At 51.5% G+C, this 22,424-nt stretch carries 23 protein-coding genes and 3 pseudogenes; 20 read left to right on the top strand and 6 right to left on the bottom strand.

What is annotated here, in order from left to right; genetic code table 11:
- The first annotated feature begins 339 nt into the window (after window positions 1-339).
- The gene (locus ACQE3E_RS23525) at window positions 340-2,079 is read left to right on the top strand and encodes a tyrosine-type recombinase/integrase (RefSeq protein WP_427501809.1); all 1,740 of its coding nucleotides are present in this window, start codon (window positions 340-342) and stop codon (window positions 2,077-2,079) included.
- A gap of 340 nt (window positions 2,080-2,419) precedes the next feature.
- On the opposite strand, the gene ACQE3E_RS23530 is transcribed toward ACQE3E_RS23525, so the two are convergent.
- From ACQE3E_RS23530 to ACQE3E_RS23545, 4 genes and pseudogenes are all read right to left on the bottom strand, one after another.
- Window positions 2,420-3,271 carry a PDDEXK nuclease domain-containing protein gene (locus ACQE3E_RS23530; RefSeq protein ID WP_427501810.1) on the bottom strand — a complete coding sequence of 284 codons (852 nt, stop codon included), beginning with the start codon at window positions 3,269-3,271 and terminating at the stop codon, window positions 2,420-2,422.
- Entirely contained in the window at window positions 3,264-3,779 is a 516-nt protein-coding gene (locus tag ACQE3E_RS23535) for a type I restriction endonuclease subunit R, EcoR124 family (RefSeq protein WP_427501811.1), read from the bottom strand. Before ACQE3E_RS23535 ends, ACQE3E_RS23530 begins: the two co-directional genes overlap by 8 nt.
- Window positions 3,780-3,813: 34 nt before the next feature.
- A pseudogene (locus ACQE3E_RS23540) lies at window positions 3,814-4,051 on the bottom strand (integrase core domain-containing protein); the annotation flags it as partial.
- 100 nt (window positions 4,052-4,151) lie between these two features.
- Window positions 4,152-4,372, bottom strand: a pseudogene (locus ACQE3E_RS23545) (transposase); the annotation flags it as partial.
- 1,040 nt (window positions 4,373-5,412) lie between these two features.
- Here ACQE3E_RS23545 and ACQE3E_RS23550 point away from each other — a divergent pair.
- From ACQE3E_RS23550 to ACQE3E_RS23570, 5 genes and pseudogenes are all read left to right on the top strand, one after another.
- Complete coding sequence (locus tag ACQE3E_RS23550; RefSeq protein ID WP_427501812.1) at window positions 5,413-5,634, top strand: transposase; 222 nt, start codon at window positions 5,413-5,415, stop codon at window positions 5,632-5,634.
- A pseudogene (locus ACQE3E_RS23555) lies at window positions 5,580-5,819 on the top strand (IS110 family transposase); the annotation flags it as partial. The gene ACQE3E_RS23550 and the pseudogene ACQE3E_RS23555, both read left to right, overlap by 55 nt.
- A gap of 391 nt (window positions 5,820-6,210) precedes the next feature.
- A complete protein-coding gene (locus tag ACQE3E_RS23560) occupies window positions 6,211-7,254 on the top strand; it encodes a ParA family protein (protein WP_427501813.1) in 1,044 nt (347 codons plus the stop codon).
- A gap of 8 nt (window positions 7,255-7,262) precedes the next feature.
- Complete coding sequence (locus tag ACQE3E_RS23565; protein WP_427501814.1) at window positions 7,263-8,177, top strand: ParB/RepB/Spo0J family partition protein; 915 nt, start codon at window positions 7,263-7,265, stop codon at window positions 8,175-8,177.
- A gap of 1,690 nt (window positions 8,178-9,867) precedes the next feature.
- Window positions 9,868-10,767, top strand: coding sequence for a replication initiation protein (locus tag ACQE3E_RS23570; protein ID WP_427501815.1), 900 nt, complete (start codon window positions 9,868-9,870; stop codon window positions 10,765-10,767).
- A 180-nt stretch (window positions 10,768-10,947) separates the two neighbouring features.
- Here the strand turns inward: ACQE3E_RS23570 and ACQE3E_RS23575 are convergent, their stop codons facing one another.
- Window positions 10,948-11,130 carry a heavy metal-binding domain-containing protein gene (locus tag ACQE3E_RS23575; RefSeq protein WP_427501816.1) on the bottom strand — a complete coding sequence of 61 codons (183 nt, stop codon included), beginning with the start codon at window positions 11,128-11,130 and terminating at the stop codon, window positions 10,948-10,950.
- A gap of 38 nt (window positions 11,131-11,168) precedes the next feature.
- Window positions 11,169-11,369 (bottom strand): heavy metal-binding domain-containing protein, encoded by a 201-nt coding sequence (locus tag ACQE3E_RS23580; protein ID WP_427501817.1) that lies wholly within the window; start codon window positions 11,367-11,369, stop codon window positions 11,169-11,171.
- A gap of 60 nt (window positions 11,370-11,429) precedes the next feature.
- Between ACQE3E_RS23580 and traL the strand changes: the two genes are divergently transcribed.
- The 14 genes from traL to ACQE3E_RS23650 all read left to right on the top strand — a co-directional run bounded on the left by traL (window position 11,430) and on the right by ACQE3E_RS23650 (window position 22,424).
- The gene (gene traL / locus ACQE3E_RS23585) at window positions 11,430-11,711 is read left to right on the top strand and encodes a type IV conjugative transfer system protein TraL (RefSeq protein ID WP_427501818.1); all 282 of its coding nucleotides are present in this window, start codon (window positions 11,430-11,432) and stop codon (window positions 11,709-11,711) included.
- Window positions 11,708-12,325 carry a TraE/TraK family type IV conjugative transfer system protein gene (locus ACQE3E_RS23590; protein WP_427501819.1) on the top strand — a complete coding sequence of 206 codons (618 nt, stop codon included), beginning with the start codon at window positions 11,708-11,710 and terminating at the stop codon, window positions 12,323-12,325. The genes traL and ACQE3E_RS23590 overlap by 4 nt, the downstream gene beginning before the upstream one ends.
- A complete protein-coding gene (locus ACQE3E_RS23595; RefSeq protein WP_427501820.1) occupies window positions 12,312-13,193 on the top strand; it encodes a TraK protein in 882 nt (293 codons plus the stop codon). The genes ACQE3E_RS23590 and ACQE3E_RS23595 overlap by 14 nt, the downstream gene beginning before the upstream one ends.
- A 9-nt stretch (window positions 13,194-13,202) precedes the next feature.
- Window positions 13,203-14,531: a TraB/VirB10 family protein gene (locus ACQE3E_RS23600; protein ID WP_281023514.1), complete on the top strand. Its 1,329-nt coding sequence runs from the start codon at window positions 13,203-13,205 to the stop codon at window positions 14,529-14,531.
- 29 nt (window positions 14,532-14,560) lie between these two features.
- The gene (locus ACQE3E_RS23605; protein ID WP_427501821.1) at window positions 14,561-15,322 is read left to right on the top strand and encodes a DsbC family protein; all 762 of its coding nucleotides are present in this window, start codon (window positions 14,561-14,563) and stop codon (window positions 15,320-15,322) included.
- Window positions 15,323-15,333: 11 nt separating this feature from the next.
- Window positions 15,334-15,888, top strand: a complete 555-nt coding sequence (locus ACQE3E_RS23610) for a TraV family lipoprotein (protein WP_427501667.1) — start codon at window positions 15,334-15,336, stop codon at window positions 15,886-15,888.
- Window positions 15,889-16,005: 117 nt separating this feature from the next.
- Window positions 16,006-16,317: a TraA family conjugative transfer protein gene (gene traA, locus ACQE3E_RS23615; protein WP_281023517.1), complete on the top strand. Its 312-nt coding sequence runs from the start codon at window positions 16,006-16,008 to the stop codon at window positions 16,315-16,317.
- A 174-nt stretch (window positions 16,318-16,491) separates the two neighbouring features.
- Entirely contained in the window at window positions 16,492-16,638 is a 147-nt protein-coding gene (locus ACQE3E_RS23620; RefSeq protein ID WP_427501668.1) for an RRXRR domain-containing protein, read from the top strand.
- Window positions 16,631-19,030, top strand: coding sequence for a type IV secretion system protein TraC (traC, locus tag ACQE3E_RS23625; RefSeq protein ID WP_427501669.1), 2,400 nt, complete (start codon window positions 16,631-16,633; stop codon window positions 19,028-19,030). The genes ACQE3E_RS23620 and traC overlap by 8 nt, the downstream gene beginning before the upstream one ends.
- On the top strand, window positions 19,020-19,325 hold the full coding sequence (locus ACQE3E_RS23630; RefSeq protein WP_427501670.1) for a hypothetical protein: 306 nt from the start codon (window positions 19,020-19,022) through the stop codon (window positions 19,323-19,325). The genes traC and ACQE3E_RS23630 overlap by 11 nt, the downstream gene beginning before the upstream one ends.
- Window positions 19,312-19,839 carry a S26 family signal peptidase gene (locus ACQE3E_RS23635; RefSeq protein WP_427501671.1) on the top strand — a complete coding sequence of 176 codons (528 nt, stop codon included), beginning with the start codon at window positions 19,312-19,314 and terminating at the stop codon, window positions 19,837-19,839. Before ACQE3E_RS23630 ends, ACQE3E_RS23635 begins: the two co-directional genes overlap by 14 nt.
- Window positions 19,840-19,941: 102 nt before the next feature.
- Entirely contained in the window at window positions 19,942-20,184 is a 243-nt protein-coding gene (locus ACQE3E_RS23640; RefSeq protein WP_427501672.1) for a hypothetical protein, read from the top strand.
- A complete protein-coding gene (locus ACQE3E_RS23645) occupies window positions 20,177-21,379 on the top strand; it encodes a TrbC family F-type conjugative pilus assembly protein (RefSeq protein WP_427501673.1) in 1,203 nt (400 codons plus the stop codon). Before ACQE3E_RS23640 ends, ACQE3E_RS23645 begins: the two co-directional genes overlap by 8 nt.
- Window positions 21,372-22,424: a TraU family protein gene (locus tag ACQE3E_RS23650; RefSeq protein ID WP_427501674.1), complete on the top strand. Its 1,053-nt coding sequence runs from the start codon at window positions 21,372-21,374 to the stop codon at window positions 22,422-22,424. Before ACQE3E_RS23645 ends, ACQE3E_RS23650 begins: the two co-directional genes overlap by 8 nt.

A 22,424-nucleotide genomic window follows, 5' to 3' on the forward strand; every position in this document is an offset into this window, starting at 1 on the left:
TCGCCGGCGGCATGGCGACACATCCTGCTCAACGAGCACTATACCTTCCAGAATCACTGCAAGATGATCGACCTCGATGCGCTCGTGGCCGGTCACTTTTATCCCGCGCTCAAACAGCCTCAACGACTAATACTACGGTTTGTCTGGAGTTGCAGCGGATCAACGCTGATTCAATCAATAATTTATTTAGTGTTTCAATGAATTATTTAACTAGCTGGATATCTAAGTTGATATAGCCCTAATTATATCAACTAGATCAAAAAGGCTTATGGTATAGTTCCGCCAGACCCATCCTCCGGCTCCAGGCCGATTTTCCCACTCAGGAGAGCGCTGCCCTTCATGAACTTAGCCGATTTAATACTGCTGCGAGGCTGGATCGCCGGAATACCCTACCCCGCGCTCGACGAGCAACGCGCGGAAAGCGACGAACCTGCCCGCCGACGCCTGAAAACCCTGCGCCGAGCCCTGGCGATCAAAGCCCGTTTTTATGGCCAGCTGGATTTCGTTGAACTCTGGATGAGTCCACGTCAAGCGACGTCGACGTGGTCGACGCGCGCGGAACACGCTTTAAACACCCTGAACCGATGGCCCGATCCGGTACCGGCGGGCGATCAGGCGTTACGACGTTGGTTGCCTGAAAACGTGTGTGCGGCGTTACCCGCATCAGTCGCCACCTGCGCAGATGCGGTCCAGTGGTTAGCCGAGAACGAAGCCGCCGGCTCCGAAATCCCCACCGCTCGAAAACAGGCGCAGAAAACTCTGACCCTCTTTTTAAAGCAACATGCCGAGAGGCTGGGATACCAATCTCGCCCCAGCATGCCCAAGCTCCATTCACTCGCCTCGTCGCAGTCAATGGCGCCGTTGGAACAGGTCTTAATTCCCATCGAACTGAACGGTGAACACGGGAGTAATCGCTCGCCAGACGCGTGCCGGATCGACGCCAATCACGATTTAGCCGCGATTCACAGCTGGTTGTCGTTAAAAAATGACAACCCGAAAACTTACCAAGCTTACAAAAAAGAGCTGGAACGCCTGTTACTCTGGGCCATCTTAGAACGTAAACGCGCTCTGTCCTCATTGAGCACCGACGATTGCCGCGCGTACATCCAGTTTTTGAAAAATTTGACGACGGCCGATCAGCAATGGGTGACACAGCAACCCGCCAACAAGCGTCACGGCAAATGGAAGCCCTTTTACTATCGAACTCCAAAGGGAGCCGCTCCTGTTTTGGGGGATTCGACCGAACCCGCACCGCCGCAACTCGTGCTATCCGCCAAAAGCATTAATTACGCGAAAACCGTGATAAACGGGTGCATGGCCTGGCTCGTCAAACAACACTATCTAACGCACAATAACTTCGACGACATGCCGAATATCAAGTGCGCGCAGACCCCGCTACAAACAGCAAACCGGGCCTTCACCTTGACCCAGATGCAAACCATCTTAGCCTATGCCCAAGAACAGATTCAGCCGGGATCCGCAACGGAAACCGCCGATCGGCGCTTGTGGTTTATTTTGACGTTTGCGTTTTACACGGGGCTTCGCCTCCATGAATTGGCGGCAGCGAGTTTCGGCGATATCGAAACCCTGGATGATGACCAGGGCGCACATTATTTTTTGCGGGTCGTTGGAAAGCACAGTAAGTTACGGAAAACCTCCCTGCCATCCACCTTAATAGAAGCGCTACAGTCCTACTTAAGAGCGTGCGGGCGTCCAAGTCTATTTGAACGATTACCGGCCGAAGCGCCACTAATCCCGAGTCTACGTGACCCTACCGCCCGTAAACATCTCAGCCCTGCGGGCCTGCATAAAACATTAGCGGCTTTTTTCGATCAAATGTATGTCACCTTAAGCAAGGATCCGGAAGCGGATTTACGACTAGTGAATAAAATCCGCAAAGCCTCCGCACACTGGCTACGCCATAGTTACGGTAGTTATTTGGCCAATGACAAACAAGTACCGTTAGCCTATATCCGAGATGAATTGGGACATGCCGACATCAGTACCACGTCGCTGTATTTAAACACCGACGCCAAACAGCGACAAAAAGTAGTAAGTGAAGCATTTAACGGACTCTAGTTCGCAGGCTATGCGTCTATGTTGGTTTACCATCATTACTTTAGCATGCGCGAAGGTTTGAATATTCCGAACTATTTCGTCGCAGTCGGCATTTCTGAGTTGTCGGTGGGCATTGCTGGAACAGTTGTAGGGGCCGATATCAAGCCTTCAACCCGGTAAAAAATCTGGCAACGCCAGTGGCGGTTTCCAATCGGAATGGGTGCCTGATTTGGACTGGAATATGCCCCCGATGGGCAAGTTGCCAAACCCTTTTTCTTGAGCCACCTCATAGGGTTTCATCCCGTTCCTGCGTCAGCAATTCATGCAATTTGGCCTGTATCAGTTTTTTGTCCGGCAATTGCTATTGATATTGAGCAATCAAGGTCGGCGACAGATTGCGCGATAGCGCGTATTCCACCACTTCGTCGTCCTTGTCTCGGCACAACAGCACGCCGATGCTGGGGTTTTCGTGCGGCTTTTTAACATCGCGATCCAGCGCTTCCAGGTAAAAACTCAGCTGTCCCATGTGTTCCGGCGAGAATTTACCGATTTTCAGTTCAAAAGCCACTAATGCTGACAAGCCGCAGTGGTAAAACAGCAAATCGATATAAAAGTCCTGATTGCCGACTTGCAGACGGAAGTGTTCGCCCATGAAGATAAAGTCGCCACCCAGTTCCAGAATAAAGGTTTTTATATGCCGGATCAGGGCATTTTGCAGGTCGTTTTCGCTGTGGGTTTCCGGCAAGCCGAGAAACTCCAGTACGTAGTTGTCTTTGAAGACTGCGCTAATTTGCCGATCAATCTCGCGAACGCTGTATTTTTCATCAATCGACAGCTTTAAATAAAACGCTCTTTCCTGTTGAGTTTTACAGCGAGAAAAAATAGCCAGGTTGTGTGACCAGGGCAATTCTCTCACCAGCGCTGAGAGTTTTTCATCCGCCTGATAGGTTTCGTAAAACTGCTTCATACGCCATAGATTTTTGTCGCTAAATCCTTTGACGTCAGGCGCATTGACGGAAATGTAGTCTGCCAGTTCGGTAACGACGCCTTTACCCCAAGCCTCACTTTGCACTTTACGGCTGATGGTCAGGCCTATTTGCCAATACAGGTCTATCAGGGCCGTGTTTGCTTGACTAAAGATCTTATGCCGCGCTTGATAGATATGTTGCAGCACTTCGCTGAACACGGGGTTGGCTATGTTCGGTTTATTCATATACAGCCAATCCTGAAATTTCACGGCCTTGGGTCAGTGGTGCTAATAAATTGCTCAGCTTTTCGCCATCGAAAATCATCCTGATCATGATGGTGGCGACAAAGGCTTTCAGACCGTGTTTGTCGGCAATAGCGGCTAAGTCGCTAGCAGCCTTGGAGGTTATGAAAGTTTGATAACAGTCGCGAATGGCGCTTTCATTGAGGCTTTGCCCGGCGGGCAGATTGATGATGTAAGCAATGAAGAAGTTGCGCTGGTCTAGCAAATTAGCACTGAGCGCTTCACGAGTCATATTTTGTTTGCTGATATTTTGGGTGAATTTGGCGATTAGGTCCATTATGTAGTGGAAATCGATAATCGCAGAGGCGAATAGCACGAATTCATATTTCAGTTGTTGCACTGTGCAGGTACTGTCGCTACCTTTGCCTTGTTGGGCTTTCAGACGCTGCATTTCTTTAAAGTGGTTGATGAACTCGGCGCGGGGACTACCAGCCAGAAAAAGTGATCCCATTGGTTTGAACAGGAAATGAAAACCCTACCATGGTTTAGACGGCCAACTTAAGGGCTGGGAGCCCATCGTTATACGCTTGATGCGGCGTTTACGGTTCAAGCTGGAATGCGGTCGCTTGTGTTGTACCACTCTAAATACTCCAGGATTGAGGCACGAGCCTGGCCGACAGAGTGGTAGGCATGCAGGTAGACCCGCTCGTATTTGACAGATCGCCCGGGCCGTTCGACGGCGACATTATCCCGCCAAGTGCCGCGACCGTCCATACTTACTCTACTGACAGCCTTGCGCGGTATTGACGATACCCGGCCTGCCGACCAATCGGCGCTTGGACTCCAGGTTTATCATCCTTTTGCGCTCGACCAACCAGCCTTGGTGAGCGCGCGCCCTAAAAAATCGTTTTCCAAGGTCAGTCGGCCGATTTTCGCATGCAGGGCCTGTAGATCGATCGGCGACGACTCGGACTCGGCAGGCTTCCCAAACACCGCGGCCGCCCGCTCTGGCAGTGGCTTTTTCCAATCGACAACTTGATTTGGATGAACCTCGAATTCCTGGGTCAACTGGGGCAGGGTTTTATCGCCCGCCAAGGCCGCCAACGCGACTTTGTCTTTGAAGGCAGCTGAATGTTTACTTCTCGGGTTTTAGGACATTTTCTGCTCCGTTTCTTTGTCCTCGCGGACGTTCAAAAGTAGCAGGGTTTTTCACTTAACCGATTGTTCAATTTTTTGGGGCCGGCTCTGTTTTCAATATCTGTGAGTATTTGGGTAACGTGAAGGTCTTAAACCAGGTAAGTGTTTTGCCCTGCCATATGTTGTCATTGTTGCGGATTTGGTGATTGCAGTTGACGGTAGCCTTGACAGCATAAATTTGGTACAGACGCATGAAAATCAGCTTTTTCTCGCTAACAAACAGTACCATGTCGCGGGTAAATTCTGGACAATCCCTCCGTGTCTCTATTAGAGACACTCCATAAACTCTCCGTCCGTGTCTCTAATAGAGACACTCCACGAATTCTCGAGTCCAATCGTCTTGCGGGTGATTTCATTCCGACATCTGCTGATTCCGGACATACCCAGTGGATTCCCAGAAAAGTGATGCGTAGTGATCGGCGGTTTATCGTTGTTTGGCGACATTGAATATTCACCAAGTAAAACTCACCAATACTAACGGAGCTTGTATGCAACTTTGGAATGGCTCGGCTTGAAGTCGGCCGAAGTCAATCCCCGTCATGTAAAGCAATTGCCATGTCGCAAAACTGATATAAACGATGCTTAACGGCTAGCCATTCTGGCGCATAGCGGCTTCGTGCCGCTGCGGCATTTTCGCGCGATCCATCTAATTGCAAGGCAACTACAAAAGCCGAACGGTATCACATCTAATGAGCAAAACCAGCTACACAAGTTGCTGGCTTATGCCAATCTCAGAGTCAAGGAATCACCCGGTAAACTGCGGAAAGCCTTGGAAACGATTTATCGGACAGTCACCACTTCGGGATTTAGGAACTGGAGGCGTATCTCGACGAATTGGATGCGTGCATCCTGGGATTTCGCCAAACGTTACTCGTTAACTTGAGTCCCTATCTAGCGATCCTGAAAAACTGCAAACGCTACTAGGTATCGACGAATTCAGTGCGGCGATGATCCTGGTCGAAATTGGCGACGACATGGCAGCTTTCGGTTCGCCGCCCAAGCTGGCCTTCTGGGCCGGTGTCTGTTACGGACAAAACGAATCAGCTGATAAGTGCAAATCGGCGTGGGCGCGCAAGGGAAATCCCTATCTAAGGCGCATCTTGTGTGAAGCCGCCATGCGGCCAGTCGAACCCGCTGCAGTTTGCAAGACAAGTTCAAGGGCTTGCTGATCCGACGCGGGCGAAAGCGCGCCATCTTCGCCATTGCGGACAAATTGTTGAAAACCGTGTTTTTGTTGATCCAGCGGGGCGATTACTACCGGGATGCCCAAACGGACTACGAAGCACTCTCTGTCCAACGCAATGCGCCGCGCTGGATCAAAAAGCTGATTCAATTCGGCTATATCACAGCCTAACGGCTGTTACAGCCGAAGCGGATTTGTGGTCTGTTTAGGCCATGCCGCCGCTCGCCTCCCGCACAGCAGATCTTTCAGAGTAAAGCTTTGAGAATTCATGAATGACCATTTTTGTAGATCCAGTTGCTGATACGTAAGGTGGCTAGTTGTGGCAAATTTGTAGAACAGGACACGGTAGCGTAGTGTAGGGAACAATTCTCCGCCCAATGTTCATTTTTTCTTCACTGAACATTTTTTGTGGACTTCAACAAAAAAAGTATCAGTTAAGCCAAAATGTGATTAGAATTGAAGTCAATCTGACCATCTGATTCTAAACCGGGTCGCAAGAATGGGCATTCTTCGTACCAGTAAGCTATCCCAAATCAATATCTAACTTTCTTACGACGAGATAATGAGACATTTTACAGTTAGACCTAAGCATGCAATGGAGTTTGCGGGATTTGTCGGTAAAGCAAAAGATTTCAAAGCTTTATTTCCTGAAAAGAACGCATCCGAACCTTATCAACACACTACTTATTCTGCTTTAGATATTCGTAAAGCGAAGTTAAAGCTTTCTGGGTATGATCCAGAAGCTCTAAATATTAATAGTGGATTACCGCCTATTATAAATTGTAGGATGTCAAAAGGAGGTGTTGGCAAAACGACAATATGTGGAGGAATAGCATCTGCATTAGCTATGCAGGGATATAAAACCTTGATGTTAGACGGTGATCCGCAGGCTAGTTTAACTGGTTTATTTGGAATTAACTGGGCCTCTGAAAATATTATTCACATTGGTGATCTACTTAAGAAGTATGGTTTAAAAGAAAAATACGACATTGAATCATCAGTATTTCCACTTTATGAAGGAAATATGCTCGATTTGATTGCATCTGACATTTCTTTGTCAAATATTGATTCATGGCTAATGGGTGTTACAAATAGAGAATTTACATTTAAGAAGTTTTTTGAAGCTAATGTTGAGTTTTTTTCAAAGTATGATGTTTTAGTAATAGATAGTGCTCCATCAACGAATTTGTTGACAAATGCCTTTATGTGTGCCAGTAAAAAGTTGCTTGCGGTGGTATGGCTTGATGGTCAGTCTTTAAAGGCAATGCAAGTTTTAGCCAGTAATGTCAATGAACTTAATGAGGCATTTCATTCAAATGATTTTTATTTAGATGTACATATTGTCGCTAATGGATACCATCCTAGTTATAGCACCTGTAAGGATGCACTATCAACACTTGTATCAAGTTATGGTGACAAGTTAAATGATAATATCATACCGCACGCGTCAAGCTTTATGCGTCAAATAGAACTATTTAAGGAAAGTGAAAGTGGTACTGTCTTGGAGAGGGAGCCAAATTCAACAGCGGCTCGTTCAATTATTGATTTATCTAAAAGTTTAATTAAAGAATATAACTTAAAGATGAATGGGCATTTAATTATTTGAGCGATTTTATGAAACCTATAATTAAAGTTAGCGGTCTTATAGATAAAGGGTTGGTTAGTAACACCAATCCTGCTGTATTACCAAAATTTAAGAATCAGGAGGAATATTCTGATGAAATAACCGTGAATTTACCAATAGATTGGCTAATTCCTAATCCATATCAACCCCGACAAATTTTCCCCGAGGATGAAATAATTTCTTTAGCAAATTCAATTTCTGAAGTTGGGTTATTACAACCAATTGCAGTCAGGAAATGTGGAGCTCAGCAATATCAAATAATTGCAGGTGAACGAAGATTCAGAGCGTTTAAAAAACTAAATAAAACTGAAATTCCATGTGTTCTGTTCACTTGTGATGATGGGGATATGGCAGTTTGGGCTATATCTGAAAATGTTAGTCGTGAAAATTTAAGTGACTATGAGATTGCGCAATCGATTAGGAAAATTGAGAAGTTGTTTCCGACTAAACAAAGAATTGCAGAGGCGCTTGGTATGCAAAGACAAGATATGTATCGTTATTTTGCATATGATTCATTGCCAGAATTTGTGTTAGACAAGTTGAATGAAAACCCGCGATTGCTTGGGAGAAATGCTGCAGATCAAATTAAACGAACTTTATCTAAATATTCTGATAAGGAGCGACAATTTGCTAATGAAGTATTACTTGAAGCGTTACAATTACTTGAAAATGCTGAATTAGATCAGACAAAAGTTGCTGGCTTTATATCGAATAAAGTAAAAAATTGTATTATTGATAGTATTTCGCGTAACAAGGAAGAGTTTTTCTATAAATCAAGGAAAATAGGATATTTTTCAGCGTCTGCAAATGGGATTGTAATTAAAATTACTAATGGAATATTATCAAATGAACAGACCGATAAACTGAAGGAATTAGTGAATAATTTTATTAAATCGGACAATTGAATAATTAGATAAAACGGCATGTATTTTATTATTTTAGTTAGGATGATCTGGGGATGGATGGCTTCCGTATGTAAATTTTGACCTATTTATTGGGCGAACATCTGGACTTCATAGTTACAGCTATTTCACTCTGCAGCCTCTGTTTGTTGGTGTTGTGTCGTCTAACTTTTCTACACAGGATCGAAACATCGCTTCTTTTGAGACTTGATGCGGTATCGAGAAGTCTTATTAATTTGCTATCGCTCCGCTTCAATGAGTTTTGGCGAAGGTGATATTTCCGTATTTAGAGAATTTCTTAGAGTCACTATTACTGTGGACTGAAGTTCGGCATTTCGCATGATTTTATATTAGCCGGTTTTGTTTTGTAGGATTTTCCGGTGTTATAAATGATTTGAATTTTGTTTTTTTATTTTTATATTTTTTATCTTTTTTAGGAGGCTTAGAGTCCAGTAAAATTAAGCTCTCTAGCTGATTTTTAACGACAAATTGATAGTATTTTAGCGACAGATTGATTGTTAAATGGCGACAAATTGAATGTTGTCTGTGGACAAAATGATCTCATATAGTGACAAATTGATCGTTGACGACTTTAGACCGTGTGCCGTCTGCTTGGCGGACCGGTATGACGACAGATTGATCGTTGACGGCTTTAGACCGTATGTCCGCCTGCTTGGCGGACCGGTATGACGACAAATTGATCGTTGACGGCTTTAGACCGTATGTTCGCCTGCTTAACGGACCGATATGACGACAGATTGATCGTTGACAATTTTAGACCGTGTCCCGCTTGCTTGGCGGATCGATATGACGACAAATTGATCGTTGACGGCTTTAGACCGTATGTCCGCCTGCTTGGCGGACCGGTATGACGATAAATTGATCGTTGACGGCTTTAGACCGTATGTTCGCCTGCTTAACGGACCGATATGACGACAAATTGATCGTTGATTGCTTTAGGCCGTGCCCGTCTGTTTTGCAGACCGATATGACGACAGATTGATCGTTGACAATTTTAGACCGTGTGCCGCCTGCTTGGCGGATCGATATGACGACAAATTGATCGTTGACGGCTTTAGACCGTATGTTCGCCTGCTTAACGGACCGATATGACGACAAATTGATCGTTGATTGCTTTAGGCCGTGCCCGTCTGTTTTGCAGACCGATATGACGACAGATTGATCGTTGACAATTTTAGACCGTGTGCCGCCTGTTTGGCGGATCGATATGACGACAAATTGATCGTTGACGGCTTTAGACCGTATGTCCGCCTGCTTGGCGGCCCGGTATGACGACAAATTGATCGTTGACGGCTTTAGACCGTGTGCCGCCTGCTTGGCGGGCCGGTATGACGACAAATTGATCGTTGACGGCTTTAGACCGTGTGCTGCCTGCTTATCGGACCGGTATGACGACAAATTGATCGTTGACGGCTTTAGACCGTGTGCCGCCTGCTTAACGGACCGATATGACGACAGATTGATCGTTGACGGCTTTAGACCGTGCGCCGCCTGCTTATCGGACCGATATGACGACAGATTGATCGTTGATGGCTTTAGACCGTGTGCTCGCCTGATTGGCGGACCAATATGACGATAAATTCATTGTGAAAAAGCGACTACGAATTTATATTGTCGTTGTTTCAGAAGAAGCGTATAGTTAGACATCGCTTCTTTCTTTCGTTGTATGGTTTTGGAACAATCGATCCATCTTACCGTTGTAAAATCCAATAAGGTTGTTGAAGCCGGGTATATGCTTACATTGGCTGAACAACGTGTGTTGTTGGCTTGTATTGCGCAAATCGATTCTAAAGCTGTTTTAACAGAACATTACCGTTTTGAGATCACTGCTTCTGGAGTAGCTGATTTAGCAGGTCTTGAAAACCTCTCAAATGCATATAGGGATTTAAAAAAAGCTGCTGAAAAGCTGTATGAACGTAGCGTGATTATTGATGATCCTGATCCAGATAACCCACAAATTTGTCAAAGAAAGACTCGCTGGATTAGTAGCATAGACTATGTCCCTGGCGAGGGTAAGCTAGTCCTAAGCTTTGCAGTTGGAATTATTCCCTACCTGTCGCAATTGTCCAGAGAGTTTACCCAGTATAAGCTTAAGCACGTTTCACGTTTTGAAAGTGTGTACTCAATTCGATTATACGAACTGTTAGTGCAATGGAGTTCCGTAGGTGAGAGGGAAATCGAAATTGAATGGCTTAAGCGTCAATTTCAGGTGGTAGATAAATACGATAGGGTTGTAGATTTGAAAAAACGGGTTATTGATCCTGCTGTCAAAGAAATTAATGAACTATCGAATCTGTGGGTAAAGTATGGTCAGCGGAAATCTGGACGTCAGGTTACCCATTTTCAATTTCAGTTTGGAGTAAAGGATCGAGACAAGCAGCCCGCAGCGGAGCGGAAACAAATCTCAGAAGATGAAATAAATCGACAAGCTAGACCAGGAGAAACTAGAGCAGCTGTGATAGCAAGACTCACAGGGACTTCGTTATCCGGTATGGCAAAACCAGGCGAGTCTTTTGATCAAGCTCTGGAACGTAAACGGAAGTTAGCAGAGGTAAAAAAGAATTTAAGTTAGCAGGAAGGATTTTTATTGAGTTCTTTGCTTCATATCCCTTTTAATTCTAAGAATCGTGCCAGAATGCCTCTATTTGCAGGGGAGACAGCGGTACTTTCATGACCATTAAGTGAGAGTTTCTAGGATTCGTTTTTTGCAAACCATTGTCCTTCAGAATCTCCGATCAAATATATGCTGTCGTTAGTTTTTTGACGATGACTTATGTAGTGTCACTGCGGTGCCAGTAGCAACGATCATGTTAAGACAGCCTTTTCCCATCGCTAAAAATTCGTGGTTCACGGAAACGCGAACAATTGCACTGGATCTGCAGGCCTGAGCACGCTTGACCAAGCGGTCGAGCGCATCTTGGCGGGTTTTGCTCAATTCTTTTTCGTACCCTTAGGTATGGACCGCCGAAAAAGCTACAGCCAGCTTGCAAAAAGGGAGACAAACACGTTGGCGCCTAGTATGGCTTCGCTACTGACAATCCCTAAGTATTCGTCGATGGTATAGCCCTCCAGTTTTGGTGTAGTGCTAACAAGCATGGCCGCTCTTTCGAACAAAACGCCGTATTTATCATATTCCTGAGAAAAACCCGCTGGGAAGATGCGTTTTAAAAGCATCTAGCCAGCGGGTTTTATTTTTTGTTTTGTGCACAATAGTCACCTACCTTGGAGGCTAGCATGGAACCGACGAAAATCCCGCGCTTTATCGACGAACCACCGATCCTGTTGATTTGGACCGCTCACGATTTGGTGATTGTGGTGGCGATGATGTTGCTCGGCATCTTCATCGACCACTTGTTGTATTGCCTGATTGCATCCTACTTCGTGATCAAGTTCATCCGCCGCTTCACCGACAATCGGCCGAATGGTTTTCTGGTACATGCGTTTTATTGGATCGGCTTGCTGCCGACCGGCGCCATCTCGATTCCCAATCCCTACATCCGGCGGTTTTACCAATGAAGCTGAACGTGTTCTTAGAGTCCTGGGGCTTTGTGCAGGCCGAAAACCGGTTGCACCGGTACCTGCTGATCGGGTTACTGGTTACCAATGTGGTCACGGCGTTTGCCGCGCTCCGAACCGAACGGACGGTCATCATGATTCCGCCCAATCTGACCGAGAAAGTGGAAATTTCCAGGCAGGATGCCTCCGCCAAGACCTTTGAAGCTTGGGGGTTGTTCCTAGCGCAATTGCTCGGCAACGTCACGCCGAACACCCTGGATTTCGTGGCCGATTCGGTCTCGCCGTTGTTGTCGTCGCAAATTCATCGAGAAACCGTGAACGCGATGCACGACCAAATCAACGCGTTAAAGATCGACAAAATCTCGACCACGTTCACGCCGAACCAAGTCTATTACGAACAGGACACCCACAAGGTGTTCGTGACCGGTCAATTGACGACCAAAGGCCCCAACGATAAACCCGAAGTCGCCTACCGCACCTACGAATTCCAGATTGCCATCGTCAATTACAACCCGGTGGTCACCGACCTGAATGTGTATCAGGGGGAGCCTAAGACAAAAGAGTATTTAGAAATGCAAAGACAAATGGAGGCCTCGACGCATGCCAATCCGTAACTTCGTACTGATGATGGGCCTGATGGGACTGAGCGGCGGTGCCGCGGTTGCGGAGGACTCAGCGGTGGCGTTGCCCCCCGTGCCGGCCAGCGTTCTAAAGACCGGTTCGGTCCCGGAGCCTACGACCGGCGGCGGCATCACCCCGCAAACCATCAAGGTCTCGCCGGGCATCAATGAAATTGTGACGGTGGCGCAAAACCATCTGAACCGAATCGTGACCCCGTTTCCCAATCCGCGGGTCAGAACCGTCAGCCGGGCCGAAACTCAAGTGGAAGGCAATGTGGTGTACGTCGCCAGCAATAGCGAGGATCCGGTGACGCTGTACATTACGCCCGGCGAAAACGAAGCGCTCGCCATTTCCCTGACTTTGGCGCCGAAACTGATCCCGCCCCGAGAGATACGCCTGGAATTGGCTGGCGTCGAGTATTCGCGCCTGGCGCAGTCGCAACCGGCGTCTAAAAAAGCCGGCGACAGCGACGATACCGTGCAGCAAGAACATATCGCCCAGCTCAAAACCACGCTGCGCGAGCTGGCGTTGATGCAAAGTCCCAGCGGGTTCAGCGGCCGACCGGTGACGGCCAACGAAACCGTTTATTGCGACCAGGCCGGGATCCAAACCACGGTGGGCCAAGCCTTTGACGGACGCCATACCACGATCCTGATCGCCAAAACTGTCAATACCACGCCGCAGCGGGTCGAGCTCGATGAGCGCGCGTGCGTCGGCCAAGGGGCTGGGGTCAGCGACGTGGTGGCGGTAGCCGCCTGGCCGGAGGTGTGGTTGGAACCCGGACAATCGACCGAGTTGTTTGTGGTGATGAAGCAGCGCGGCATTACCGACGAGCAAATTAGACCGTCGCTACTGCATTAAGGGCCCGTTATGAAACACGCGATACTCGAAAAATGGGACGCTCTGAATCCGGCTCATCAACGGATGATCGTCGTCACGGGGATTCTGGTGACGCTGATGGTGGTGATCAGTGGGCTATTAGGGGATGCGCCGCCGCCCACATCCAGCAGCGCCAAGAAGGACATCGCCCGGCATATCTTCACGGATTCGGACCCCCGATCCTTGGGTATCGACGGCTTGGGGGCGCAGCTTCGGCAATTGCAATCCGAACAACATACGCTACGCGGCTTGTTGGAGAGTATGGCTAACCAAAATCAGCAGTATCAAGCCTCCGATCAGCAACGGATCAAACAGTTGGCCGACCAAACCGGTCAAACCGCGCAAACCCAGATCGAAGCCTTGAAGGCCGAAGTCGAGCGCTTGAAAACCGAAGGCCAAGCCGAACCGTCAAGCTCGCAAGCCGTGTTGCCGCCCGAATCGCCGGCAAAACCGCATCCGGTCAAAGAGCGGGTCAACCCGGCCGACGCCTTGTTCAATCCGCGGGTTTATCAGGATCAGACGGCAATGCCCGCCGATCCGGTCCCCGCCAATCCGGTCAAGGATGCCGATCGCAATGCCTTGCAAATCCGGGTGATCAAGCAAACGGCCAGCTCCGACACCGAGACCAAGAAAAAGACCGAAGTCGCGGAAACCAAAAAAGCCGAACAAGAGAGTGTGCAGATACCGGCGGGCAGCATTTTATCCGGCAATCTACTCAACGGAATGGATGCACCGACCGGCAGCAGCGCTCAGAAGAACCCCTTTCCGGTCTTGGTTCGGCTGAAAACCGACGCCATTTTGCCGAACCGCTATACCGCCGATGTTAGGGAATGCTTCGTAGTGTCCTCCGGTTACGGCGACCTCAGTTCCGAGCGGGCCTATATCCGCGCCGAGTCCATTTCGTGCGTCCGCCAAGACGGCGGCGTCATCGAAGTTCCGCTGGATGCGTACGCGGTCGGCGAAGACGGCAAGGTTGGCATTCGCGGCCGCTTCGTCAGCAAACAGGGCGCTTTGCTGCGCAATGCGTTGCTGGCAGGCTTTCTGCGCGGTTTTTCCGACATGTTCGGCCGCACCCAAACGCAGGTATTGGCCCTGGCGGGGCCGGCCGGGGTGGCCACTACCCCGTTCCAACGCTCCTTCAGCCAGGATTCGATGGAGGGCGGGGCTCTACGCGGGACGGGTTACGCGATGGAGCGTTTGGCCAATTATTACATCGATTATGCCGAGAACCTGTTCCCGGTGATCGAAATCGACAACACCCGCAAAATCAATCTGGTGGTGCAACGCGGTACCAAACTGCGATTGCTCGAAAAAGGTTAGTCATACAGGTATCTATCAATGGAGCGTCCATGAAACTTCTACCGGCCATATTATTGTTGGCGTCCAGCTTGAGCTATGCGGATCCCGCCACCCAAAACCCGCCCGCCCGATCGACGACCACCGAAGCGGCCCTGTTTGCCAAAGGCGCCATCAGCGCGATGAAGGCCTTACCGATTGATGCCTTCAATATGGTGGAAGCGAACGGCGAAACCTACTTCATCTCCCGCAATGGCCGTTTCGCCTTCAAAGGGCAGTTGATGGACACCTGGTCAAGGACGCCGATTACCAAAATCGAGCAAGTCGACGCGGTGATGAACCGGATTCCCCTGGCGGAGATGAAGCTCAATATCGACGAGCTGGGACCGGTGGTGGTCGGCCACGGTAAAACCCCGGTGGTAGTGTTCGTCGACCCGCAATGCCCGTATTGCAAAAAGCTGCAACAGCAGATGCCGGCACTAGCCGATCGGTATACCTTCAAGATCGTTCCGATCGCGGTCTTGGGACCCGAGTCGAGCATCCTGGTTAACAAAATCGGCTGCATGCTGCAAACCCAGGACAAGGCGAAGGCGAAAGACGCATTGCTGAATCAGGCCTACAGCGGCTTGCCGGAGCAACTCCCCGGTTCTTGCAATAAGGAACCGATGCAAAAAACGCTGATCACCTCGGCGCTGTTGGGGCTGAGCGCGGTGCCGTTTGTGATCGCTCAGGACGGCCGTACTCATAAAGGCGTCCCCGAGGATTTAGCCGCCTGGCTCGGAAATGCCCAAACCGTTGCAACCGCAAAACCCTAAGGGTGAGAGACATGTTTAGACCGATGCTATGGCTATCGACGTTGTCGCTGATGAGCGGCTGCACGCTGATTCCCGATTCCTACGGTTGCAAGGGGATGCCGGACGATCCGATTTGTATGTCGACCGAATTGGCGTATCAAGCCACGGACAACCTGCCGCCGCCCAGTGACGCCGCGGCCGGCAACGGTGCGACTCGACCGGTACCGCCGACACTGACCGGGGCCGGACCCGAGCGACCGCCGGTACCGCATATCGAAGACCCGACGCCGATCCGCACGCCGTCGGAAGTGATGCGAATTTGGGTGGCGCCCTGGGAGGACAAAGACGGCGATTTGAACGTCTCGGGTTACGTGTTTACTGAGATAGAGCCCAGGCGTTGGATGATCGGCAAGAAATCCGTCACCCAAAATCCACCATTGCGGGCGCTGCAAGTGGAACAACGCGAACCGCCAAAAAAGGACAAATTGGATCTTGAGGGCTTGGCGGAGGGTAAACGAATGCCGGGTGGGGCTGGCAAGATGCCGGAGGGTTTTGAAGCACTGTTGAAAGCCAGATCGCCGTTTTAGCCAACGAATTGACCACCTTTAACCGGTGAGTAGGGCGTTAGATCGCCGAACCGGGCGTAGCCGCGCCCGAGATCAGGGTTTAACGCCCATTTACTCACTGTGTTTAAAGGTATCACTATGAAAATGTTGCAAAAAAAATCCGCGATCCAGTTCTTGGTTGCATTGATGGCCGTGGCCGGCATGTTTCTGTTCTCCACCGAATCGTTCGCCGGTACCAACAGTAGCGAGTTCAACGCTGTGTACACCTTGTTGACCAACTGGATGCAAGGCTCGTTGGGTAAATTGATTGCATCGGCGTTCATCGTCGTCGGCCTGATTGCCGGGGTGCTGCGTAACTCCCTAATGGGCTTTGCGGTCGGTGTCGCCGCCGGTCTGGGTTTGTTCACCGCCCCCGGCATCATCAACGCCGTCGTTACCGCGACGTTGTAATCCTATCGATTGTGCAATCGATAAACCGTGACCGAAGTTTGAATCCGCAAGCTGTTGCGTGATGTTCGACACACGATCGGTAACGAGGTTCGGCGGGCAACCGCCATCTGACTTTCGAAATGGGTACTGAAAGTGGATCCTCGGCGAAATAACAATGGCAGGGAAAAGGTGGCGGTGTTTGGTTGCGATGGGACGGCGCTAACGCCGTGCCACGCGGCGAAAGCCAGAAAGCTGGTCAAAAACCGACGCGCGCGGGTACGAACGAAGCAACCTTTTTCCATACAGTTAAATCACACACCCAACGGCCATACCAATGCCTAAGCTCAACTATCACAGAATCGACCAGCTTTTTTCCATCCTGGCGTTTGACCCGGACACGCAGCTGTTTTTGGGGGAAGACCGGAGTCTTAGCTTCGGGTTTCTGTGCGAGCCCTTGTTCGGTAACGATCCCTCGATTGCCGATCGCATCAATGTCTTGCTGAACCAGGAATGGCCGATCGATTCCTTGCTCCAAATCAGCTTGTGGGCGTCGCCGGATATCGACACTATTCTGGCGGCCCTGAAAACGCGGCGATTGGAGCAACAAAACCCGCTGTATCAAGCTCTGGTTTCATCCAATGTGGACTATTTGCGCGGGGCGACGCAACATGCGATCGACGCTGCCTTGGCGACGCGGGTCCGGCGGTTTCATGTTCTGGTCACGGCCAAACTCCCGCTGGCCGGCGCCAAACCCAATGTCAAAGAGATGAAGCAAGCGACGGAGTTGCGTCTGGCCTCGTCTCAAGCCCTGGCCACCATCGGATTGAGACCGAAGACGCTGACGGCCGACGTGTATGTGCGACTCCTCAATACCTTGTTAAATTGGCAGACAGAAGCCAGTTGGCACGATCTGGTGGTTCCCGAATGCGATCCGCGCAAGTTGATCCGCGAACAGTTATTCGACTTCGATAACGAACTGGCGGTCGACGTGACCGGCGTGACGCTGGGCAACAAACGGGTGAAAACCCTGTCGGTCAAACGCTTTCCGGATCAAATCTATTTCGGTTCGGCGCTCAGTTATTTAGGGGATCTGTTAAGCGGCGCGCGCGGGATTCGGGACAACGTGTTGCTGACGGTGACCTTGCATTACCCGGATTCGGAAGCGACGCGGATGAAGTTGGAAACCAAACGTCAATTCACCGCCAATCAGGCGGTCGGTCCGCTGTTGACCCTTGTCCCGCAACTAGCGGTGCGAAAGCACCATTTCGATTTGCTGTTCGAGGCGCTGAACGATGGCGATCGTCCCATCCGCGCTTACTTCGGCATGGTGCTGTTTTGCGACCCGCAGGAAGAATCCCAAGCGGTGGCCAACGCGCGTACCTACTACCGGGAGTTGGGCTTCCAACTGCTCGAAGACCGCTATTTTTGTTTGCCCTACTTTTTGAACTGTCTGCCGCTGGGTGCCGAATTGCGCCAGGTGCAAGTCAGTAACCGCTATATCACGCTGGCGACCCGGCACGCGATTCCGCTATTGCCCTTGTTCGCCGACTGGGCCGGTACCGGTTCGCCGGTGCTGAATTTTGTATCGCGGGGCGGCCAGCTGGTCAATGTCTCGCTGTTCGATTCCGGTTCGAATTTCAATTGTTGCATCGCTGCGCAATCGGGCTCCGGCAAATCGTTCTTAACCAACGAACTGATCGTCAATTACCTGACCGAAGGGGCGCAGATCTGGGTGATCGACGTCGGCCGCTCGTACCAGAATCTGGCCGATACTTTGGATGGCGAATTCATGGAGTTTACCGCCGACAAGCAGATTTGCCTCAACCCTTTCGAACTGGTGCGAAGTTGGGAAGACGAGGCCGACGTGGTGGCCGGTTTGGTCACCGCGATGGCGGCGCCGACCGAAAAGCTTAGCGACTTTCAGACCGCCGGCTTAAAGCGGGTCCTGAAAGGTCTTTGGGATGAAAAGGCGCAAGCGATGACGGTCGATGACATCGCCCAGCGCTTGCGCGCGGAAGCCGATCAGCGGCTCATGGATGTCGGCGAACAGCTGTTCCCCTTTACCTTGGCCGGCGAATACGGCCGGTTTTTCAACGGCCGCAACAATGTGCGTTTCGAAAACAGCTTTACCGTGTTGGAGTTGGAAGAATTAAAGGGCCGTAAACACTTGCAACAAGTAGTGTTGCTGCAATTGATCTACCAAATCCAGCAGGAAATGTATCTGGGCGAGCGTGACCGGCGCAAGATCGTGATTATCGACGAGTCCTGGGATTTGCTGAGCATGGGCGATGCCGCCACCTTCATCGAACACGGCTACCGGCGGTTTCGCAAATACGGCGGCGCCGCGGTTACTATCACCCAATCGGTCAACGACTTGTACCGCTCGCCGACCGGGCGGGCCATCGTCGAGAACTCGGCGAATATGTACTTATTGGGCCAAAAACCCGAAGCGCTCGAGGCCATCAGAGCGGAAAACCGCCTACCGATATCCGACGGGGCCTTTCAATTGCTCAAATCGGTTCACACCGTTCCCGGCGTGTACTCGGAAATTTTCTTCATCACCGAATACGGGCAAGGCATCGCCCGGCTGGTCGTCGACCCCTACAAGCGCTTGCTGTATTCGACCAAAGCCGAGCACGTCAATGCCATCAAAAACCTCAAGCGGCAGGGGCTCACGACCGATGCCGCCATCCGACAGCTATTACAACCACCGGAGATCCGCCATGTCGCTTAAATTCCTACTGGCCGTGGCGTTGGCCGCCATCGCCCTCAGCGTGTCGTCTAGCTTCTGGCTAGTGCGGCATTCGTTATCGGCCGAACTGGACAAACTGAATCTGTTGACGCCGGTGTTCGTCATCGATCGGACCGGCTGGATGCGTGGCTTGCCCAAAGACGCCAGCCAGGAAACTATCGAGCAAGCGATGCAAGCCTGGCAAGCGAAAGTGGCCAAACTGGCGGCCTCCGGTTTCGTGGTGGTCGATGCCAATTTAGTGGTCGGGGCGCCGGAGGACGTGTATGTCAACGACTAGGCCCCTGGACCAAAAAGCCTTTTGGCTGAAACGCGCGCTCCCCGCGCTCCTGGCGATTCTGATTGGTGGGGCTTATCTGGAAGATCGGTTCCGGGTGGGGATCGACGATCAAAAGGATCAGTGTTTGCCCGGCAATCACCGTTGGTTTCTGATCGACACCTACGACAAAGCCATCGAGCGGGACCATTTGGTGGCGTTCGTCGCCGACCAACGGATGGCGATGGCGCCGTGGTTTTCGTTTACCCACGTCGTCATCAAGATCGCGACGGGCGTACCGGGTGATACGGTACGGGTAGGGGTAAAGGACACGCGGGTCAACGATACCGTGGTCTCGGAAGGCTTGGCCTTGTCGGCCAAACTCGGTAAGTCCGCATCCGTCTTTATTCGCACTGAGTTCGTCGCGGACGGCGATCTGTGGGTCACGGGCACCACGCCTAACAGCTTCGATTCCCGCTATTGGGGACTGGTGCATCCGGATCAACTGATCGGGAAGGTCTATGCGTTGCCGTTTTAAGCGTATGGCGGCCTGTCATGCTCGGCGAAGCGTGCTGGAACTGAGCGACGACGAGCGGTTGGCGGCGATTGCGATGAACCTCAGTAGTTAACAAACGGTGAGATGATGACTCGAGAAGAGCGCTATATCGTTTTCAAAATATTAGACTTGGCGACATGCCTTTCGATCGCCGAAATCCAGCAATTGGACGCGATTCGCCGAAAAGTGAACGACTACCGGGTTGCCAACGGTAAAGCGATTCTGGAATGTGCGGTCGTCGAATCGAATTGGCCGGAATTCGAACCCACGTGGCAGCGGGTGTCCGAGCGGGTGGATGCAGAGCAGCGGGCGGTTGCCGATGGTTAGCCATTTGCCCATCACGATGTTCCCAAACATCGCCCATCGGGTGATGGCTTACGTCGCTATTTTGGCATTGATTGGCGGGGATTTGCCGACCGTGCACGCCGATACCGATGGCTTAGACCGGTCGCGGGCGATACTGCAACAGGTGCCGCACACCGCCCGTCCGGCCTGGTTGGACGGCAACCCGCACGCGGCCCATGCCCAAGCGCAAGCCCTGGCGACCTTGCGGGAAGCTCCGTCGCCGCAACCCTTCGCCCAACCGATCCGGGATCCGCGTCGGCATTATGTGTTGTACGCGTCGACCTCGTTGGGGCGGGACGGACTGTTACGTCTGTTCGAAGCCGCCGCCGGCCGAGACGATGTGTTAGTGGTGTTCAGAGGGATTCGCGAGGGGCAACATGTGCAAGATTTCATCCGCGAGATTCATGGGCTAGCGCAAACCCTGGACGCGCAAAAGATCCCGCCTATCGAACTGGATCCCACCCGGTTTCAACACGCTCGCATTCAGCTGGTCCCGAGTTTGACCGTGGAAGAGGGTGATCGGGTGTTGGCCAAGGTCGCAGGGGCCAGCGATATCGCCTGGTTCGAGACGCAGTTAAAAAACCGGCCGGCGCCGGAGGATCGCGTCTTGGATCTGGGCGTACACGGCGATACCCACGTGATTGCCGAGCCGGATTTGATCGAGGTGATGAAACAGCGGATGGCCGGCATCGATTGGGCGGCTAAAAAGCGCGCGGCCCAAGCCCATTTCTGGCAAAAGGCCCCGCTGTTAGCCTTGGCGGCGGCTGTCCAAGACCGCGAGCGTTTGATTGATATTACCGTGACCGCCCCGAGAGACGTCACGGCACCCAACGGCCAGCTCATCGTTCGGCAAGGCCAACGCATCAACCCGCTGAGTCAACTGCCGTTTACCCAGCGTCTGGTGGTGTTCGATGCCACGCAACCCGCCCAAGTCGCCGCGGCCGAGCGGGAAGGGCAGGCTGTGGCCGGCCGGCCGGTGACGTACCTGATTACCGGAATGGACCGGGACCAAGGCTGGCAGGCTTTTAACGCGCTGGAGGAACGCTTGGGCAAGCCGGTGTTCTTGCTGACTGCCGAAGTGCGTCAGCGTTTTAATCTGGAAGCGGTGCCCAGTGTGGTCGAGCAAGACGGCCATCGGATCAAGGTCAGAGAAATCGCGGTGGCCCGTCATGAGTAAAGCACGCGTCGCGCTCTTGACGGTGTGGTTGTGCGCTGGCTTGTGTTCGAGCCAAACGCACGCGGCGGACGCCTTGTGTCCGGATGCCGAACTGTGGTCCGGTAAATTGATTACCGATATCTGTTGGGGCTGCCTGTTCCCGATCCGTCTGGCCGGCGGGGTGTTGGATTTTCGCTCGCCTCAATCCAAAGACAGCATCGGCGACGACCTGATTCCCACGGCGGCGACCAGCAAGGTGTTTTGCGTCTGCGACGATAAGGATCTAATACCCAAAGTGGGTATGACGATGGGCTATTGGGGGCCGGCCCGCGTGGTGGAGTTGGTCCCGAATCCTTGGTGCGCTCCCACCTTGGGCGGCACCAAGATCAACAGCTCGACCGTGCGCTTGTGGGGCGGCTCGTCGCCGGTTAACTACGACACCGACGAAACCGTCTTCGTCAATTACCACTACTACGCCTTCCCGATTTACGTCATGCTCGATTTATTCTGGGAAGACCGCTGTTTCGCCGACGGTTACAAGGACTTCGACTTGATGTACATCTCGGAACTGGATCCGACCTGGAATAACGACGAATTGGCGTTCTTCACCAATCCGGAAGTCGTGCTGTTTGCCAACCCGGTCGCACTGGCGGCGTGTGCGGCCGATGCGATCTCGGCGTCCGCGGGGAAGCCGATCGACGAGATGTTTTGGTGCGCGGGTGCCTGGGGTGGGATTTATCCCTTATCCGGGCATACCCATCCCGGCGAGGGCATTGCCCCGCGTCAGACCAGCTTATTGTTGACGCGGGCCACGGCGGCTTTGCATCGGCGCGGCCTGGCGCACAAAACTGTCGGCGACGCGCAGGTGTGCGGCGGCACGATTTCGCCGTTCATTCCCAAATCGCAATATGCGACCACGATGTTCTATCCGGTTGCGGATACCGATGCCAAACATGCCATCGGCGAAAGCGATTTGCTGTGGGGAGCGGGGCATTCCTACCCCGGCGCCGGCGAAAACCACGTCTATATCTTGTGGCGGTTCACCGACTGCTGTATCGGGTTTTAA

This window comes from Methylomonas sp. MED-D (assembly GCF_050276835.1).
In the GTDB taxonomy this organism is placed as follows: domain Bacteria; phylum Pseudomonadota; class Gammaproteobacteria; order Methylococcales; family Methylomonadaceae; genus Methylomonas; species Methylomonas koyamae_A.

What these genes read in the sequence shown, in the direction of transcription:
- ACQE3E_RS23525 (WP_427501809.1), top strand. Translation starts at nt 340, where the DNA reads ATGAACTTAGCCGATTTAATACTGCTGCGAGGCTGGATCGCCGGAATA.
- ACQE3E_RS23530 (WP_427501810.1), bottom strand. Translation starts at nt 3,271, where the DNA reads ATGAATAAACCGAACATAGCCAACCCCGTGTTCAGCGAAGTGCTGCAA.
- ACQE3E_RS23535 (WP_427501811.1), bottom strand. Translation starts at nt 3,779, where the DNA reads ATGGGATCACTTTTTCTGGCTGGTAGTCCCCGCGCCGAGTTCATCAAC.
- ACQE3E_RS23550 (WP_427501812.1), top strand. Translation starts at nt 5,413, where the DNA reads ATGATCCTGGTCGAAATTGGCGACGACATGGCAGCTTTCGGTTCGCCG.
- ACQE3E_RS23560 (WP_427501813.1), top strand. Translation starts at nt 6,211, where the DNA reads ATGAGACATTTTACAGTTAGACCTAAGCATGCAATGGAGTTTGCGGGA.
- ACQE3E_RS23565 (WP_427501814.1), top strand. Translation starts at nt 7,263, where the DNA reads ATGAAACCTATAATTAAAGTTAGCGGTCTTATAGATAAAGGGTTGGTT.
- ACQE3E_RS23580 (WP_427501817.1), bottom strand. Translation starts at nt 11,369, where the DNA reads ATGCTTTTAAAACGCATCTTCCCAGCGGGTTTTTCTCAGGAATATGAT.
- traL (WP_427501818.1), top strand. Translation starts at nt 11,430, where the DNA reads ATGGAACCGACGAAAATCCCGCGCTTTATCGACGAACCACCGATCCTG.
- ACQE3E_RS23590 (WP_427501819.1), top strand. Translation starts at nt 11,708, where the DNA reads ATGAAGCTGAACGTGTTCTTAGAGTCCTGGGGCTTTGTGCAGGCCGAA.
- ACQE3E_RS23595 (WP_427501820.1), top strand. Translation starts at nt 12,312, where the DNA reads ATGCCAATCCGTAACTTCGTACTGATGATGGGCCTGATGGGACTGAGC.
- ACQE3E_RS23600 (WP_281023514.1), top strand. Translation starts at nt 13,203, where the DNA reads ATGAAACACGCGATACTCGAAAAATGGGACGCTCTGAATCCGGCTCAT.
- ACQE3E_RS23605 (WP_427501821.1), top strand. Translation starts at nt 14,561, where the DNA reads ATGAAACTTCTACCGGCCATATTATTGTTGGCGTCCAGCTTGAGCTAT.
- ACQE3E_RS23610 (WP_427501667.1), top strand. Translation starts at nt 15,334, where the DNA reads ATGTTTAGACCGATGCTATGGCTATCGACGTTGTCGCTGATGAGCGGC.
- traA (WP_281023517.1), top strand. Translation starts at nt 16,006, where the DNA reads ATGAAAATGTTGCAAAAAAAATCCGCGATCCAGTTCTTGGTTGCATTG.
- traC (WP_427501669.1), top strand. Translation starts at nt 16,631, where the DNA reads ATGCCTAAGCTCAACTATCACAGAATCGACCAGCTTTTTTCCATCCTG.
- ACQE3E_RS23630 (WP_427501670.1), top strand. Translation starts at nt 19,020, where the DNA reads ATGTCGCTTAAATTCCTACTGGCCGTGGCGTTGGCCGCCATCGCCCTC.
- ACQE3E_RS23635 (WP_427501671.1), top strand. Translation starts at nt 19,312, where the DNA reads ATGTCAACGACTAGGCCCCTGGACCAAAAAGCCTTTTGGCTGAAACGC.
- ACQE3E_RS23640 (WP_427501672.1), top strand. Translation starts at nt 19,942, where the DNA reads ATGATGACTCGAGAAGAGCGCTATATCGTTTTCAAAATATTAGACTTG.
- ACQE3E_RS23645 (WP_427501673.1), top strand. Translation starts at nt 20,177, where the DNA reads ATGGTTAGCCATTTGCCCATCACGATGTTCCCAAACATCGCCCATCGG.
- ACQE3E_RS23650 (WP_427501674.1), top strand. Translation starts at nt 21,372, where the DNA reads ATGAGTAAAGCACGCGTCGCGCTCTTGACGGTGTGGTTGTGCGCTGGC.